Source organism: Rossellomorea aquimaris (assembly GCF_003315075.1).
Lineage (GTDB): Bacteria > Bacillota > Bacilli > Bacillales > Bacillaceae_B > Rossellomorea > Rossellomorea aquimaris_C.
The window spans coordinates 61295-77186 of the sequence record NZ_QNRJ01000007.1 but is presented as its reverse complement, the minus strand read 5'-3'; the positions used below and the strand labels follow the sequence as shown (position 1 = coordinate 77186).

General features: G+C 43.6%; 12 protein-coding genes and 1 other annotated feature. Of the genes, 5 read left to right on the top strand and 7 right to left on the bottom strand.

Going from position 1 to position 15892, the window contains the following annotated elements; genetic code table 11:
- Positions 1 to 184 precede the first annotated feature (184 nt).
- Genes DET59_RS11240 through DET59_RS11230 form a run of 3 tightly spaced genes read right to left on the bottom strand, consistent with a single transcriptional unit; the run spans position 185 to position 2673 of the window.
- Complete coding sequence (locus DET59_RS11240) at positions 185 to 1360, bottom strand: acetoin utilization protein AcuC (RefSeq protein WP_113969777.1); 1176 nt, start codon at positions 1358 to 1360, stop codon at positions 185 to 187.
- Positions 1357 to 2004, bottom strand: a complete 648-nt coding sequence (locus tag DET59_RS11235) for an acetoin utilization AcuB family protein (RefSeq protein ID WP_113969776.1) — start codon at positions 2002 to 2004, stop codon at positions 1357 to 1359. Before DET59_RS11235 ends, DET59_RS11240 begins: the two co-directional genes overlap by 4 nt.
- Positions 2005 to 2040: 36 nt before the next feature.
- Positions 2041 to 2673, bottom strand: a complete 633-nt coding sequence (locus DET59_RS11230) for a GNAT family N-acetyltransferase (protein ID WP_113969775.1) — start codon at positions 2671 to 2673, stop codon at positions 2041 to 2043.
- Positions 2674 to 2926: 253 nt separating this feature from the next.
- Between DET59_RS11230 and acsA the strand changes: the two genes are divergently transcribed.
- Positions 2927 to 4645, top strand: coding sequence for an acetate--CoA ligase (acsA, locus tag DET59_RS11225; protein WP_113969774.1), 1719 nt, complete (start codon positions 2927 to 2929; stop codon positions 4643 to 4645).
- 240 nt (positions 4646 to 4885) lie between these two features.
- Here acsA and DET59_RS11220 read toward each other — a convergent pair whose 3' ends face one another.
- The gene (locus DET59_RS11220) at positions 4886 to 7834 is read right to left on the bottom strand and encodes a transglycosylase domain-containing protein (protein WP_113969773.1); all 2949 of its coding nucleotides are present in this window, start codon (positions 7832 to 7834) and stop codon (positions 4886 to 4888) included.
- A gap of 188 nt (positions 7835 to 8022) precedes the next feature.
- Positions 8023 to 8232, top strand: a binding site (T-box leader).
- Positions 8233 to 8284: 52 nt separating this feature from the next.
- On the opposite strand from DET59_RS11220, the gene tyrS reads away from it, so the two are divergent.
- Entirely contained in the window at positions 8285 to 9547 is a 1263-nt protein-coding gene (gene tyrS / locus DET59_RS11215; RefSeq protein WP_113969772.1) for a tyrosine--tRNA ligase, read from the top strand.
- 132 nt (positions 9548 to 9679) lie between these two features.
- Here tyrS and rpsD read toward each other — a convergent pair whose 3' ends face one another.
- The gene (gene rpsD / locus DET59_RS11210; protein WP_113969771.1) at positions 9680 to 10282 is read right to left on the bottom strand and encodes a 30S ribosomal protein S4; all 603 of its coding nucleotides are present in this window, start codon (positions 10280 to 10282) and stop codon (positions 9680 to 9682) included.
- A 347-nt stretch (positions 10283 to 10629) separates the two neighbouring features.
- On the opposite strand from rpsD, the gene DET59_RS11205 reads away from it, so the two are divergent.
- From DET59_RS11205 to megL, 3 genes are all read left to right on the top strand, one after another.
- Positions 10630 to 11238: a hypothetical protein gene (locus DET59_RS11205; RefSeq protein WP_113969770.1), complete on the top strand. Its 609-nt coding sequence runs from the start codon at positions 10630 to 10632 to the stop codon at positions 11236 to 11238.
- Positions 11239 to 11279: 41 nt separating this feature from the next.
- Complete coding sequence (locus DET59_RS11200) at positions 11280 to 13112, top strand: sensor domain-containing diguanylate cyclase (RefSeq protein WP_113969769.1); 1833 nt, start codon at positions 11280 to 11282, stop codon at positions 13110 to 13112.
- A gap of 161 nt (positions 13113 to 13273) precedes the next feature.
- Positions 13274 to 14455 (top strand): methionine gamma-lyase, encoded by a 1182-nt coding sequence (megL, locus tag DET59_RS11195; protein WP_113969768.1) that lies wholly within the window; start codon positions 13274 to 13276, stop codon positions 14453 to 14455.
- Positions 14456 to 14513: 58 nt separating this feature from the next.
- Here the strand turns inward: megL and DET59_RS11190 are convergent, their stop codons facing one another.
- Together DET59_RS11190 and DET59_RS11180 are read right to left on the bottom strand one after the other, a co-directional pair.
- Complete coding sequence (locus DET59_RS11190) at positions 14514 to 15155, bottom strand: phosphatase PAP2 family protein (protein ID WP_113969767.1); 642 nt, start codon at positions 15153 to 15155, stop codon at positions 14514 to 14516.
- Between the two features lie 216 nt (positions 15156 to 15371).
- A complete protein-coding gene (locus DET59_RS11180; RefSeq protein WP_113969765.1) occupies positions 15372 to 15857 on the bottom strand; it encodes a GAF domain-containing protein in 486 nt (161 codons plus the stop codon).
- Positions 15858 to 15892: the final 35 nt, after the last annotated feature.

Here is a 15892-nt window from a genome sequence, read left to right as displayed (position 1 = left end):
TTTTTCGTATTCTTGTCTTATGCTTGTCGGGCCTGAACGAGCCGCCTCCGCCTTTCGATTGTCCAGCTCCGGCGGCTAGGCCCTCGAGGTCATAAGTCAAGAACACCAAAAAGGCAAAGGGCGCCTTTCCGGCGTTCTCGTCTTATGCTTGTCGGGCCTGAAAGAGCCGCCTCCGCTTTTCTGTTTAGCTACCAGGTTTTTGCCTGAGCTGCTGTCGGATGGAGTATAGGGCTTTCTCGACGGTTTGTTTATTCTTCTCCGTGATTTCGCCCTTTCTTGGGATAGGCTTGTATATGTCAGGTCTATCCCACCATTCAGATGGCAGGGTGACCCCTGCTTTACTTTGCCAGCGTTCCGTCCATTTAGCAGGGAATGAAGAGGTGCGGTCCAATCGATCGGTCATTTGCATCCAAATCAGGGCCCAGGCTCTCGGAACCACTCTCCAAATGTCGTAGCCCCCGCCCCCGACGGCAATCCATTTACCCCCGCAGTACTCATGAGCCAACTCGTGGGCGATACGCGGGATTTCCCGGTATATATTCATGGTAGCGGAAAGGTGGGTGAGTGGATCATAATAATGGGCATCTGCCCCGTTTTGAGTCAATATGACGTCCGGCTTGAAGAATTCAATCACTTCACGAAAGGACGTTTCGTAAGCTTCGAGCCACGATTCATCCTCTGTAAAGGCATCGAGGGGGATATTGAACGAATACCCATAACCTTTTCCGTGACCGCGCTCATTAATATTGCCTGTCCCTGGGAAGAGGTAACGACCCGTCTCATGGATGGAAAGGGTACACACGTCGGGATCATCATAAAAGGACCACTGAACGCCATCTCCGTGATGAGCATCTGTATCGACGTATAGGACCCGAGCCCCGTACTTTTCCTGCAAGTAGCGGATCGCCACCGAACTGTCGTTATAAATACAGAATCCTGATGCCTTTCCTTTGAAACCATGATGCAGACCACCGCCGAGATGGAGGGCATGCTTCGCTTTTCCCGTCATGACAAGATCAACGGCCGTTAACGTCCCGCCTACCAAATAAGCACTCGCTTCATGCATTCCTTGAAACATCGGGGTATCTTCTGTACCAATTCCAAACCCTTCTGCCTGATCTTGAGAGAGTTGGCCGACACTCGCTCGTTTGACGGCGCTTACATAGTTGGGATCGTGATTAAGAAATAACTCTTCATCGGTAGCCATTCGTGGTGGAACGATTTCATCTGATTGAAGAGCGTTTGCTTCTTTGAGTAAGTCCATCGTCAGGGTCAGTCGGGTTTGATTGAAGGGATGCTCATCAGAGAACCGATACCCGAGGAGTTCGTCTGAATAGATGAAAACGGCATCCTTGGTCATGATGAGATTCCTGGCATGTTTGGCCATAACACGTCATATCCTTCTTTCTTCAGATCATTGATCACATTCATCGGATTCATCGTTCTTACTCGGAACACAAGGATTTTATACTGTTCGTCCTTTTTATCCGGGTACACGAGTACACTTTGGATATTGGAGTTATTCCTTCTGATGATACCGGCTACCTCGTAAAGTATGCCCGCTTTATGCGGGACTTTCACTTCGATTTGAGAGCCGGGTTGGTGGGCTCCCGTCAGTTGGATGAGAGTGTACAACAGGTCTGTTTCCGTAATGATTCCGACGAGCTTCTTTTCCTTCAAAATGGGAAGGCAGCTGATCCGGTGCTCATAAAAGAGTGCCGCAACCTCTTCGACAAAATCCAGAGGATGACCTGTGATCACATCTTTCTTCATGATCAATTTAAGCGGATTCTGCAATTCACTCGTTGAGGACTCATCATGAAAAATAGATGGGGTCCCATCTTTTACATCACGGTCACTCACGATCCCGATCACTTCCATATCACGATTGGTAATCGGGATATGCTTGATCTTTTTCTCCCGCATTAATTTTATGGCTGTTTCAATGGTATCGTCTGCACATAATGTTTCGACTTTTGTTTTCATAATTTCTTCTACAATCACGTTCTCCACCCCTTTAGAAAACTTGTCAGAATTCCATTAATACATAAAACGATTCATAAACCTCAGTTGATCAAATCGTTGGATGGAATCCGGATCCACTCTGGTACCGATTCTCGCCATTAAACAATTAGCTGGATGGGAACTGATTTCAGGGTCATCCGTTGCGTAATATTCCAATCCGCCGGCGTTCATCATTTTTTCCATCACTTTACGATATTCCCACACGTTCAGGCCAGTCCCTTTTAAATCCCAGTGCCAATAATATTCAGTCGTAATGACGATGTAGTCATTCATATAATCATCCATCATGGAAACCTTCAATAGATTCTTTCCGACGGAAGCCCCGCGGAATTTGGGGATGACTTCGATTGCTCCAAGCTCGATCAGATTATCCATTTTTCCTTGAGACCAGCGTTCAAGGGGATCTGGATATAAATATGTAACATATCCAACAATCGTATGATTATCTCTCGCAATCAGGATTCGGCCTTCTGGTAAACTCGCAATCTCTACAAGGGCTTTATGCTGTTGGGCAGGAGGTCTGAAAGCGACCAAGTCCTCGTGAAAGTCGAGCCTGGCTAATTCTTCAGCGGAAATAGGGCCTTCAATAATGATATTTCCCTTTGTTGTTTTCAATTCTGTTGCATTATAGGTTTTTTTCAATTTCATCTGGACACCACCTAAAGATATTCCTCAAGTCCATTATACATGAAATTGATAATTGTATAGCGCTTTCACAAAATTTTCAGACGTTTGAAGCAAGGGAATTATTTTGCAATACCTATCTGGGACAAGGGTTTGAAGGGTTTTTATAAGAAACACAGCAAAGAGCACATTTAGGCAGATTTTTTAAAAAATTGAGAAAATATTAAATTTATACTATAATAAGATTGTAATTTCTTACATAAGGGGGATGCTGTATATGAAAGTGGAAGCGTTACCAGTAACCAAGGGAAACTATAATCTTGAAAGCTATGAAAATACGTATGAATCATTTGATTGGAAAGATGTCGAAAAAGAGTTTTCATGGGCGGAAACAGGACGAGTCAATCTGGCTCATGAAGCAATCGACCGACATGCAGTATCTTTCAGGAAGAATAAAGTCGCTCTTTATTACCGAGATGCAGAACGTGATGAAAAATATACGTACTCTGATATGAAGAAGATGTCGAACAAAGCAGGAAATGTATTGAAGCGTTTTGGGGATGTTGAAAAAGGGGACCGTGTCTTCATCTTCATGCCGAGATCACCGGAACTGTATTTCTCCGTATTAGGTGCAATCAAACTGGGTGCCATCGTCGGCCCACTGTTTGAAGCATTCATGGAGGGAGCCGTTCGTGATCGTTTAGAGGATAGTGAAGCAAAGGTACTGATCACAACTCCCGAGCTATTGAAGAGGGTTCCCGTAAGTGAACTTCCGAACCTAAAGCATGTTTTCTTAATTGGGGAAGATGTACAGGAGGACGATGTACATGTAGACTTTATGAGTAAATTCGCTGAAGCGAGCAATAAACTGCAAGTAGAATGGGTAGACCGGAACGATGGGTTGATCCTTCACTATACATCAGGGTCCACCGGAAAACCCAAGGGGGTCCTTCATGTCCATAACGCTATGATCCAACATTATCAAACTTCCAAGTGGGTGCTCGACCTACAGGAAGAGGATGTGTATTGGTGCACAGCGGACCCGGGGTGGGTCACAGGTACTTCGTATGGAATCTTCGGTCCGTGGCTGACAGGTGCCTCGAACGTCATTGTTGGGGGACGCTTCAAGCCGGAGAACTGGTATCAAACGATTGAAGATTATGGAGTGACGGTCTGGTACAGTGCTCCAACGGCCTTCAGGATGTTGATGGGTGCCGGTGATGAAGTGGTGAAACAATTCGACTTAAGCTCCCTCCGTCATATCCTGAGCGTAGGAGAGCCTTTAAACCCTGAGGTTGTCCGCTGGGGAATGAAAGTATTCAACCTGCGCATCCATGATACTTGGTGGATGACTGAAACAGGAGGTCAATTGATCTGTAACTATCCGAGCATGGAAATCAAGCCGGGATCCATGGGGAAACCATTCCCTGGAGTGAAAGCGGCGATTGTGGATGATCAAGGAAACGAAGTGCCTCCTTACCGTATGGGGAACTTAGCGATCAAAAAAGGCTGGCCGTCCATGATGAACCAGATCTGGAATAATCCACAGAAGTATGACTCATACTTCATGCCTGGTGACTGGTATGTTTCAGGAGATTCAGCTTATATGGATGAAGACGGTTATTTCTGGTTCCAGGGCCGGATTGATGATGTCATCATGACGTCCGGGGAACGAGTAGGTCCTTTTGAAGTAGAAAGCAAGCTTGTAGAACATCCGGCAGTCGCCGAAGCAGGTGTCATTGGAAAACCCGATCCGGTTCGCGGCGAAATCATCAAAGCGTTCATCGCTCTTCGCGACGGCTACGAAGTGACAGATGAGCTGAAAGAAGAGATTCGTCAATTCGTGAAAAAAGGACTGGCTGCCCACGCGGCTCCAAGAGAAATCGAATTCAGGGACAAGCTGCCGAAAACACGAAGCGGAAAAATCATGCGTCGCGTGTTGAAGGCATGGGAACTAGACCTTCCTACTGGTGATTTAAGTACAATGGAAGATTAATAGGTGGAAGAACCCCTGCTCTTGGTGAGTGGGGTTTTTTTTGTGGTTGGGGAGAAGGGCGGAATTTATCGATTAATGAGAAGTGGCAGATAAACTGAAAAAACGGCAGATGAAATCATTATATGGCAGATAAGGAGTCCAAACCACCATACCAGCAGTCACCATCCACTCCATCACCCCTCATTCAACAAAAAAAACGAGCAAAAAGTAAATACTTTTGCTCGTTTTTTATAGTGCGATCTAATTCTGCTCAGCAGGTGGTTCAGGTTCAGTTGGTGGCTCGGTTCCTCCATCGTCCCCGCCGCCGTCGCCACCGCCATCATCAGCTGGTGGTGGCGGTGGTGGCTCAGGCTTGTCTGGTTTAGGGGGAGGATCGGCCGGTTTATCACCAGGCGGTTTCGGATCCGTTGCCGGCTTCTCAGGCTTCGGTTCCGGTTTTGGCTCTGGTTTACCGATTTGTACAGTGTTGGAAGATGCCGATTGTTTTCCGGCTACATCAACGGCAACCACATAGAAATCACCATTTCCAACGGAAACTGAATAACTCCCGCCAGACTTGACACTTCCGACTTTGCCGCCGGATTTACTATATACACGGTATCCAACGACATCTCCGCTTGCAGAAGGGGTCCAAGTGATGGTATTACCATTGGCACTTGCTCTTACCGTTCCTGGAGCTGCTCCATCGTCTGAAATTTTGTTTTCTGCAATCAGAACATTTTTGAATCGATTGTCACCTTCCGGAATGAGTTTGTTTGGATCTCCAGGTACAGATCCAAATACATTCTTCACAAAGTCAGGGTTCAAGATCACTCCCGGCTGTGAAAATTCTTCCGGCGTATTAGGCAGAGCTAAATATTTCTTTCCGTTTACCATGACGTAGCGGCTCATGAGTAAGCTGTCATCGGTTTTGGTCGGTACATATTTAGCGTTGAATAAGTCACTTTTTACTAACCCGGCCTGACTGCATGCTTCTGATGGCAGCAATCCCGAAATCGAGCAGAAGGATCTTCTTACAACACCTTCCGGCTGCTGGAATTGTGCATCAGGATCAATCAGTTCAGGAGCCAAGTCCCTCGTGTCATTCAATAAGTATGACCATAAACGGATATTACGTAATCCATAATGTCCATACTGTGCCCGGGATCCCGGTGTATTTAAGGAAGAAGGTGTGTCATATCCGAACCAGGTTCCGAATGTAATGCTCGGATTGGATGCGACAAACCAGTGATCCTTGTATTCCTGACTCGTTCCGGATTTCCCGGCCCAGTCAGAACCGAAGTTCAGGAATTTCTTCGCATAACGTCCCGTACCCAGTGAATGATCCAGGGTATCTCTCATCATATCAATGGCAAGGTAAGCAGTCTGCGGACTGAATACATCCACCGGTTCTACTTTATGTTCGAAGACCACATTGCCATCTTGATCGACAATTTTATCGATCATATAGGCATCTATGAATTTCCCGCCATTTGCAAAAGTAGTATAGGCATTTACATTTTCTTCGACTGTTACACCACTTGTAGTGGCTCCAAGTGCAAGTGACAGGTTATTGTCATACCGGCTGGTTAGTGATGAAAAGCCCATTTTCAGAAGGAATTCTTTAAATGGATTTCGGTTATAGATGTTGGCATATGTTCTTACAGCAGGTAAGTTCAATGATTCTGCCAGTGCATATCTTGCAGGGAAAAGTCCACGTTCATTAAGCGAGTAGTTTTCAGGCGTCCAGCCATTGATGTTTACACCAACGTCAGGAATAGGGGATCCAGGTGAAATGTATCCGTATTCCAGTGCCGGTGCATAAGCAAGTAATGGCTTCATGGTAGAACCGTTCGATCTCAGGGACTGGGTGGCGTGGTTGATTTGTTCTGTTTTAAAGTCACGTCCGCCGATGAAACTGATGATGCGTCCCGTTTTATTTTCAATCATGATCGCTCCGACCTGAACCGGTTCCTGTACTTCCACTTCTTCTCCTGTTTCAGGGTCAGTTGCCGATACATATTTGGAAGGTCCATACATTTCGTAAGCATCTTTAGTCTTTTGCATTTGATCATAGATTTTTTTATTGATGGTTGAGTGAATCTGATAGCCGCTTTGACGGACATTGCGGTCCGCTAGCGTTCGGTACTTTTCTTCAAGTTCATCATTATTTTCAAGATCCTGTTTTGAATAGCCGTCTCTTTCGGCAAGTACATCCGTCATGATATCCACTGCCCTGCTTTCAAGTTCGGCAGTCAGCCAAGGGTACTGTTCACTCGGTGACGGTTTAGGCTTGATGAAATCTTTCGATAGGTCATAAGCAACGGCTTCATCGTACTCTTTCTTTGTAATATATCCTTCTCGGTGCATTCTGTAGAGTACAGTATCTTTACGGCTCATTCCGGCTTCCAGGTTCTCTTTCATTTCCCCACTATTCGTAAAGGGAGTGTAAGAGAATGGAGCTTGTGGAAGTCCTGCAATGAACGCAGATTGAGGCAAGGTTAAGTCCTTGGCGTCCACTCCGAATATCCCTTGGGCAGCAGATTGGACCCCGGCGATATTCCGACCGGAAGAATTACGTCCAAGTGTCGCTACATTCAAGTACGCTTCCAGGATTTCGTCCTTTTCAAAGAAACGCTCCAAGCGAAGGGCGAGGAGTATTTCCTTTGCTTTTCTTTCAAATGATACTTCATTCGTCAATATTTGGTTTTTGATGAGCTGTTGTGTAAGTGTACTTCCACCTGATTGAGTGGAGGAATTGGTGAATTCCTGAAGTACGGCACGCATGATCGCTTTCGGTACGACACCGTTATGTTCTTTGAAGTATTCATCTTCCGTGGCAATAACAGCATTTCGCAGATCTTCTGAAACATCATCAAGCTTCACTTCTTCGCGTTCTAAGTCTGTTCGGAATTTCCCCAGATAGACATCATTGGCGAAGTAAAGCTTCGACGTTTCTTCGTAGTTGTAAATGTCCTTTTTCATTTGGTCATAAGGACGTATCGGTTCTTCCTTCACGAGAGAAGCGAAATATCCCGCTCCAACTCCTCCTGCAAATACAAAACCTAATACAAATAGTACCATAAGGATCAAGGATAGGTTCCAAAATACTCCGTATGTAATTCTTGCTCGTTTCTGAACTCCAGTATTTGAAAAGAACCTGATTGCAGGGTCTAGTTTTTTCAGTAATATGTTCCATTTTTCCTTCATATAATCATTCCCCCCAGAACATTCCCATTATAGCATATTTACAGGAAGGCTGTCGTAAAAAGTCAAAGAAAAAGGTCTTTTATCAGGCATTTAGTTGACTATTATTTGAGAATATGGTAAAAACCTTATATAACGAATAGAATGACAATCTGACTTACAGTCGGATTTACTTACAAAAAAATGAACGTGTGATCGCAATGAGAGGAACAAGTAGTCTGCCTTCCCTGTTATAAAGAGAGTCAGTGGTTGCTGTGAACTGACACAAATGGCAGATGAATTACATCCTGGAGCTTTTGCTGTGAACCTTTAGTAGCAGCAAACGGTTAAAGCCGTTATCTTTAATGAGTGAAGGATGTAATTCCTTAATTTGGGTGGTACCGCGCGACAGCGTCCCTGCATTTATGCAGGGACTTTTTTGTTGTCTTGTTTTACAAAAAAGGAGGAAAAAACATGGATTTGATAAAGGACTTGGAATGGCGTGGAATCACGTATCAACAAACGGACGCTGAAGGGTTGAAGGACCTGTTGAATAAAGAGAGTATCTCCATTTACTGCGGGATCGATCCGACAGCAGACAGTATGCATATCGGGCATCTCCTTCCATTTTTAACATTGAGACGCTTCCAGAATCAAGGGCATCGTCCACTTGTACTAGTGGGAGGGGCAACCGGCCTGATCGGTGACCCGAGCGGTAAAAATGAAGAGCGTAAACTGCAGACAATTGAAGCGATTCAGGGGAATGTGGCGAGCATTAAAGTGCAGCTGGAAAGCATCTTTGATTTCGAAGGGGAAAATGGTGCAGTGATGGTGAATAACTATGACTGGATCGGAGCGATGGATGTCGTTACTTTCCTTCGTGATTTCGGTAAGCATGTGGGTGTGAATTACATGCTGGCAAAAGATACAATCGCGTCACGCCTGGAATCAGGTATTTCGTTCACTGAATTTACGTACACCATTCTGCAGGCACTGGACTTCAATCATTTATACGACAACTACAATTGTAAACTTCAAATCGGGGGCAGTGATCAGTGGGGGAATATCACGACTGGCCTTGAGCTGATCAGACGTACCCATGAGGAAGAAACGAAGGCATTCGGTTTCACGATTCCACTTGTAACAAAAGCAGATGGAAGTAAATTCGGTAAAACCGAAAGTGGAGCAATTTGGTTGGATCCGAAGAAGACGTCTCCTTACGAGTTCTATCAGTTCTGGATCAATGCGGCTGATGCAGATGTCGTGAAATACTTGAAATACTTTACATTCCTTTCCCACGAAGAAATCGATGCTCTGGCACAGTCAGTTGAAACGGAACCTCACCTTCGCAAGGCGCAAAAGGCACTGGCTGAAGAAATGACAAAACTGATTCATGGTGAAGAAGCTCTTGATCAAGCCATCCGCATCACACAAGCATTATTCAGTGGTGAGATCAAATCTTTATCGGCTTCTGAAATACTGGAAGGATTCAAAGATGTTCCATCATTCGAACAGGCTAAAGGAGAAGAGATCGGATTGATCGACCTTCTCGTAAATGCAAAAATCTCACCATCCAAGCGACAAGCGCGTGAAGATGTCGGAAATGGTGCAGTATACCTTAACGGTGAACGTGTAACGGACCTTCAACATGTGATGGATGAAAAAGATATGATCGAAGGACAATTTACCATCATTCGCCGCGGAAAGAAGAAATATTTTAGAATTCAGTACGTATAATACTAGTATTGAATCTGACAGTGCGGTATCCGTTTCTCTTATTGGAGCGGGTACCGTGCTTTTTTCTGTGGTACCGGATTTGAACACAAAAAAACACTGCCCATAGAATGGACAGTGTTTTTCTTACAAAGATTAACGAGAGTAGAACTCAACGATAAGAGCTTCATTGATTTCAGCAGGTAATTCAGAACGTTCAGGAACGCGTGTGAAAGTACCTTCTAATTTGTCAGCATCGAAAGTTAGGAATTCAGGAACAAAGCTGTTCACTTCCATCGCTTCTTTGATGATGTCAAAGTTACGTGATTTTTCACGAACTGAGATTGTTTGACCAGGAAGTACGCGGAATGAAGGGATGTCTACACGAGATCCGTTCACTGTAACGTGACCGTGGTTAACAAGTTGACGTGCTTGACGACGAGTACGAGCAAGACCTAAACGATAAACAACGTTATCCAGGCGGCACTCAAGTAGCGCCATGAAGTTTTCACCGTGTTTACCTTGTAATTTGCCAGCTTGGTCAAATAGGTTACGGAATTGACGCTCAGTTACTCCGTACATGTGACGAAGTTTTTGCTTCTCTTGAAGTTGTAAACCGTACTCAGAGATTTTTTTACGTTGGTTAGGACCATGTTGTCCAGGAGCGTAAGGACGCTTTTCTAATTCTTTACCCGTTCCGCTTAGAGAGATTCCAAGACGACGAGATAATTTCCAGCTTGGGCCAGTATATCGAGCCATGAATGACTCCTCCTTTATTGTTTTTATTTTGTTGTAAAATAAAAACACCTGTGAATAAACAATTATGTGCATTTTGTTTTCATGTACCTTCGCCCTAGCAGCAGAGGGTTACAAGATACACCTCAATATGTAGAGGAACAAAATACGGACATAAAGGACTTCACTGAAGCTGCATTATTTTACACAAAGAATATTATATGACGGGAGAGACTAGAAGTCAAGGAAGGATTTTAAGATGAACGGATTTCATAGATTCTTGCAAGTGTTGTTCTCTAAACAAAATAGTCCAAAAGTCATTTCTTGTGATATAATAAAAGTTGGAAAATATGTTGAATAGGTGAATGTCGTTGAAAGAATCAAAAAGAGAAAAGACCCTTCGATTTGTATTGATCGGTCTGTGCGTCCTGGTTGTTTTCGGAGGGTTTGTTTATTCTTCCGATTCCCCGGAAAGAGTGGATGAGTCCGGGCAATCGATTCATGCGGAGGTATTAACTGCAGGAAATAGAGAGCAGAACCCCGTCATCGCTGTAGCTAAGATGGCTCAAGATCAGCCTGTCCTTATTATATATGAAATTGAAAGAAGCAATCAGTATTATTTCAAGGTATTACATAGTGTGTCGTTAAAGAAAAAAGTGAAAAAGATAGGGCTCACCAAAGATAAAGATGGAATTTGGGTCCAATTAGATAAGAAGCAATGGGTGTTATTTTCGAACTCTTTAGAGGTTTTACAAGAGAAGAAGGATGCTCCTTCTTCGGTGATCTCCAGTAAACAACCTTTTAAATATGAGGATCATAAGCGTGTGATAGATGTTTCCTTTAAAGAGAACAAAGACCCGATTTCACTGGATTGGTCAGGTCAAAAAGCTGATCCTTTGGAAGTCCATTCATTATCAGCAGATAAGTCCTTATGGCTCGTGGTATTACAAGAAGATATGGTGCTGGCTCAAGGACAATGATGTTAATAGTTTCACAAACCTTTCAGGTGTGGGTGAGAAAAATGTACGTTGTTCATAATTCTTTGCTTGAATATAAGTCAAAGCTGTTTGATTTAATCTATGAAGAAATGTCAGTTGAATTGGGGCAATCTGCTCATTTGCAAAAGTGGCTGACCATGATTAAAGACTGCCTTGATATCGATCGGGCATTTTTATATTTTTATAGCGAGTCTGCCTATTTCTTATATCACCCCAGTGACAATGAGGATGTTCCCCTGACGATTGCTGAATCAAAGGAGAAATACATGGTTCGTCCTGTTATGGTTGAGGAAGAGGATGATTTCACCATCCGTTTTCACTTTACGAATAAAGATGGAAGTCCTCTGGCGATTCTGTTAGTAAAGAGGGATGATCGCAAAGAAGAGGCAGACGCTGGCTGGCTCCAGTCCTTTTGGGAAGCCAGCAATCAATTTTTACAGCATACAGATGGAATCCAGACCGTACTCGATGATGAAAAACGGTACAGGGAATTATTTAAAGTAACGGAGATCTTTCACTCGACCAGGGATGTTCATACGCTTCTTGTGCAGATCATTGAAACGTTGAAGCAGGTGTTTCCAATCGATGAATTCCACTTGTTATTGTCTAACGACCGGTATGAATTCGGGACACTCCCCATTAAAAACTTTGATTTTGATCGTGCCAATGAGTCTGCCATGCAGGCATTTGTCAATGGGAGTATCGAAGTGAAGGAAAAGGATGTCCTGTATGCCCCTTTAAAAGGAAAACAGGGGATCTATGGTGTTCTTGAAGTGAAGTCAAAGGCCCATTTTACCTTTACGGAACAGAAGATCGAATTCATTCGCTTACTTGCCTATACGGCAGGGAATGCCCTTGAAAATGCCAAACTTTATGAACAATCCAAAAGACTCATTACCGATTTGCAGCTTATTAATGAAACGTCCCATCAGTTAAATTTGAATTTACGATTAACGGATACGGTCCTGTTTTTAAAGAAACAGATTCAACGATCCTTTCAAGCATCAGCCATCGGATTTGTTCTGGTTCAAAAAGGGGAATACAGAATCCTGGAAGAAAGCTCTTCTGTTTTTTTTGAACAAGAAGGTGAAAAGTATATCTCTTATGTAAGGATGAGAATCGAGAAGGAACGGGATGCCATCTTTTTAGGTGATGTAAGCGATCGATTCGATATGGGAGTGGTCTTTCCTTCCGTCATGGCTGTGCCAATGATTCAAAATGAAGCCCTGCTAGGGTTTTGCATAGTGTTACATAAAGAACCGTACATGTTTTCATTTGATATGTACAAGTTGCTTCAGTCGTTTATCCATCATTCGACCCTGGCGATAACCAATGCAACCCTTCGTGAGAAACTCGAGCATATGGTCATTACCGATCATATGACCAAATTATTCGCACGGAATTATCTTGATGAAGAAATGGAATCCTCGATGAATAAGGATTCAATGGGCACCTTGCTGTTGATCGATATAGATGATTTCAAGGCGATTAATGATAATTACGGTCATCAAATTGGGGATGAAGTCATTATCGGGGTGGCGAACCTGATTAAAGGAATCGTCAGCCATCATGGATTTGTTGCCAGATGGGGAGGGGAAGAATTAGCGGTCTATCTGCCTTCTCTTGATCATGAGGCTGGCAATGAAATTGCTCAACGCATTATCGAAGAGATTCCTGTGAATACAGATCCTTCAGTGACGCTGTCCTGTGGCTTATCCACTTGGAGAGTAGGGGACGACCAGTGCCCTAAGTCTGTAAAGGAATTAGTGAAGAAAGCAGATGAAGCACTCTATCATGCGAAAGATAATGGTAAGAATCAGGTTGTGAAAGATTGTGATGGAATCATCATGGAATGATAGTGTTCAGGAACCCGGAGCCGACATGAGTCTCCCGGGTTCTTCTTTATTGGCCATTTCCCTTTACCACTTTAGTGTAACCGCTTTCTTTTTTGTCGTGGTTATCATATTCTAGAATAGTAGTTACTTAGACTTAAAGGGAATACTGGGAGGAATACTGTATGAAAGAAGAGAAGCGTTTTGAAACAAGGGTGATTCATGAGGGGTATGCATCATCTCAGCATTTTGATAGTTTAGCGCCACCTTTATATCAAACTTCTACTTATACCTTTGCAAATGCGAAACAAGGGGAAAATCGATTTGCCGGTGAAGAGGAAGGATATATATATTCAAGACTTGGAAATCCGACGGTATCGATTTTGGAAGACAGAATGGCATCGTTAGAGGGAGGCGGGTCTGCCCTTGCCTTTGGTTCCGGGATGGCAGCTGTATCTGCCGTCTTATTCTCCTTGACCAAATCAGGAGATCATATCCTATGCTCTCAAGGGGTGTATGGCTGTACGTTCGGTTTACTTCAACTGCTTCAAGAGAAATTTGCCATTCAACATGACTTTTCTTCCATGAGTACAGAAGAGGAAATCCGGGGGAAAATCACTGAACAAACGAGCTGTATTTATGTAGAGACACCAATCAATCCAACTATGCAGTTAATTGATCTTGAGCTGGTCGTGAAGGTCGCCCGTGAAAAAGGGATTCCTGTAGTGGTCGATAATACATTCTGCTCTCCATACTTACAACGGCCATTGGAACTGGGATGCGATATTGTCATCCATAGCGCGACGAAGTACATCGGAGGTCATGGAGATGTGGTCGCGGGCCTCGTTGTGGGATCAGAGGAGAAGATGGCTGAAATTCGCATGACGACTCAGAAGGATATTGGAGGAATCATTTCTCCCTTTGATGCATGGTTATTATTGCGAGGGTTAAAAACATTGGCCGTCCGAATGGATCGTCACTGTGAAAGTGCTGAGAAGATTGCAGGTCTATTAGCCGAGCATCCGGCAGTAGAAACCGTCATCTACCCGGGGCATTCCAATCACCCGCAGCATAAGGTCATGAAGAAACAAATGAAAAAAGCCGGAGGAATGATTTCCTTTACGATAAAAGGTTCGAAAGAAGAGGCCCAGAAGCTTATGGATGATCTGGAGATGATCAAGATCGCCGTAAGTCTGGGGGATGCAGAAACATTAATCCAGCATCCGGCGACCATGACTCATGCAGTCGTACCAGAAGAGTCGAGAAAAAGCATGGGGATCAGTGACACGCTCCTAAGGCTTTCCGTAGGATTGGAAGCACCGGAGGATATATGGAATGATTTATCACAGGCGTTGAATAAGGCATAAAGAGAAACAGGAAGGAACCTGAATAGTGGCTCCTTCCTGTTTCTGTGTGGAGGATCTATTACTCTTTCAAATAGGCTTGATTTGATTTCTTTGTACTTACTCCATAAAGCTCAAAAATAATGCCATAAATGAACGCCGTTAAAAAAATCGAGCCAACCATGTCGAGAATGTAGTGTTGCTTAACAAAAAGGGTTGAGACGATAATCAACGAACCCATTAATGGCACAAAGGCAGAGTGGAACGAGTGTTTATTCTTAATGTTGATATTGGCAAGAATGATTGAAAATGTCGTTAAAACATGGATGCTTGGAAAAGCATTATACGGCTGATCATGACTATAGATCATTCGAACAAGATTGACAAACACGCCGTCTCCTGCAAGGTCGGGACGGGGGACTGTTGTCTGGAAATAAAAGTAAATTATGAAGCAAACCAACTCACCAATAACAATCACACTCAGGGTTTTAATAAATATAGGGATGTCTTTATACCAAAAGTAAAAAAGGTATCCTAGAATAAAGGCGTACCAGATTATATATGGCACAATAAACACCGGCACGAACGGGATCAATGCATCCATATCTGTAGAAAGGATGACCGCTTCACGGGTATCCGTATTTAAAAGTTTATATAACAACCCTAAAACCGGCATCACTAGTAAACATAATAAATAGGGTAAGTCTTTCTTCTTGTCTCTCATCTTACACCCCTTCTTAGCTGGAATTCATCCTGGATATTGTATGGAATGTACCAGTTTAACGTTCTCATTTACGGTACTCTTTTCCCTTTTAGCACAAAAGAAAAACGTAAAATTTTTACCAACTCAAACTTTCCTCCTATTCCCCCCAAAAAAAGACCCTGCCGGAAATATGAAAAATCATATTTCCGGCAGGGTGCTTATCTTAATGCTTCCGTATTAAAGATGTTTTAAAAGCTCATCCACAAAGAGTTCCAAATACTTCTGATCTTCTTCATCAAATCGGGATTTTTCAGGACTATCGATATCGAGTACCCCGATTAGTTTTCCCTCTTTCACCAGGGGAATGACAATCTCTGATTGAGAAGCTGCATCACATGCGATGTGTCCCGGGAATTGGTGGACGTCCTCGATCCGAAGTGTTTTTTGTTCACTTGCCGATGTACCGCAAACGCCTCTTCCCAAGGGGATCCTTACGCATGCAGGCAGTCCCTGGAATGGTCCTAACACCAATTGATTGCTTTCTTCTTCATATAAATAAAAGCCTACCCAGTTAATACGGTCCATAAATTGATTTAAAAGGGCAGAAGCATTGCTTAAATTCGCCATTTGATTTGGTTCGCCTTCTAATAGAGCTTTTAGTTGTTTCGTCACAAGACCAAAGCCCTGTTCCTTTGTACCTTGATATTTTTCTGCTTTAAACACCAACAACTCCCCCAATTCTACAAAATGTGCGTTAT

What these genes read in the sequence shown, in the direction of transcription:
- DET59_RS11240 (WP_113969777.1), bottom strand. Translation starts at nt 1,360, where the DNA reads ATGACCAAGGATGCCGTTTTCATCTATTCAGACGAACTCCTCGGGTAT.
- DET59_RS11230 (WP_113969775.1), bottom strand. Translation starts at nt 2,673, where the DNA reads ATGAAATTGAAAAAAACCTATAATGCAACAGAATTGAAAACAACAAAG.
- acsA (WP_113969774.1), top strand. Translation starts at nt 2,927, where the DNA reads ATGAAAGTGGAAGCGTTACCAGTAACCAAGGGAAACTATAATCTTGAA.
- DET59_RS11220 (WP_113969773.1), bottom strand. Translation starts at nt 7,834, where the DNA reads ATGAAGGAAAAATGGAACATATTACTGAAAAAACTAGACCCTGCAATC.
- tyrS (WP_113969772.1), top strand. Translation starts at nt 8,285, where the DNA reads ATGGATTTGATAAAGGACTTGGAATGGCGTGGAATCACGTATCAACAA.
- rpsD (WP_113969771.1), bottom strand. Translation starts at nt 10,282, where the DNA reads ATGGCTCGATATACTGGCCCAAGCTGGAAATTATCTCGTCGTCTTGGA.
- DET59_RS11200 (WP_113969769.1), top strand. Translation starts at nt 11,280, where the DNA reads ATGTACGTTGTTCATAATTCTTTGCTTGAATATAAGTCAAAGCTGTTT.
- megL (WP_113969768.1), top strand. Translation starts at nt 13,274, where the DNA reads ATGAAAGAAGAGAAGCGTTTTGAAACAAGGGTGATTCATGAGGGGTAT.
- DET59_RS11190 (WP_113969767.1), bottom strand. Translation starts at nt 15,155, where the DNA reads ATGAGAGACAAGAAGAAAGACTTACCCTATTTATTATGTTTACTAGTG.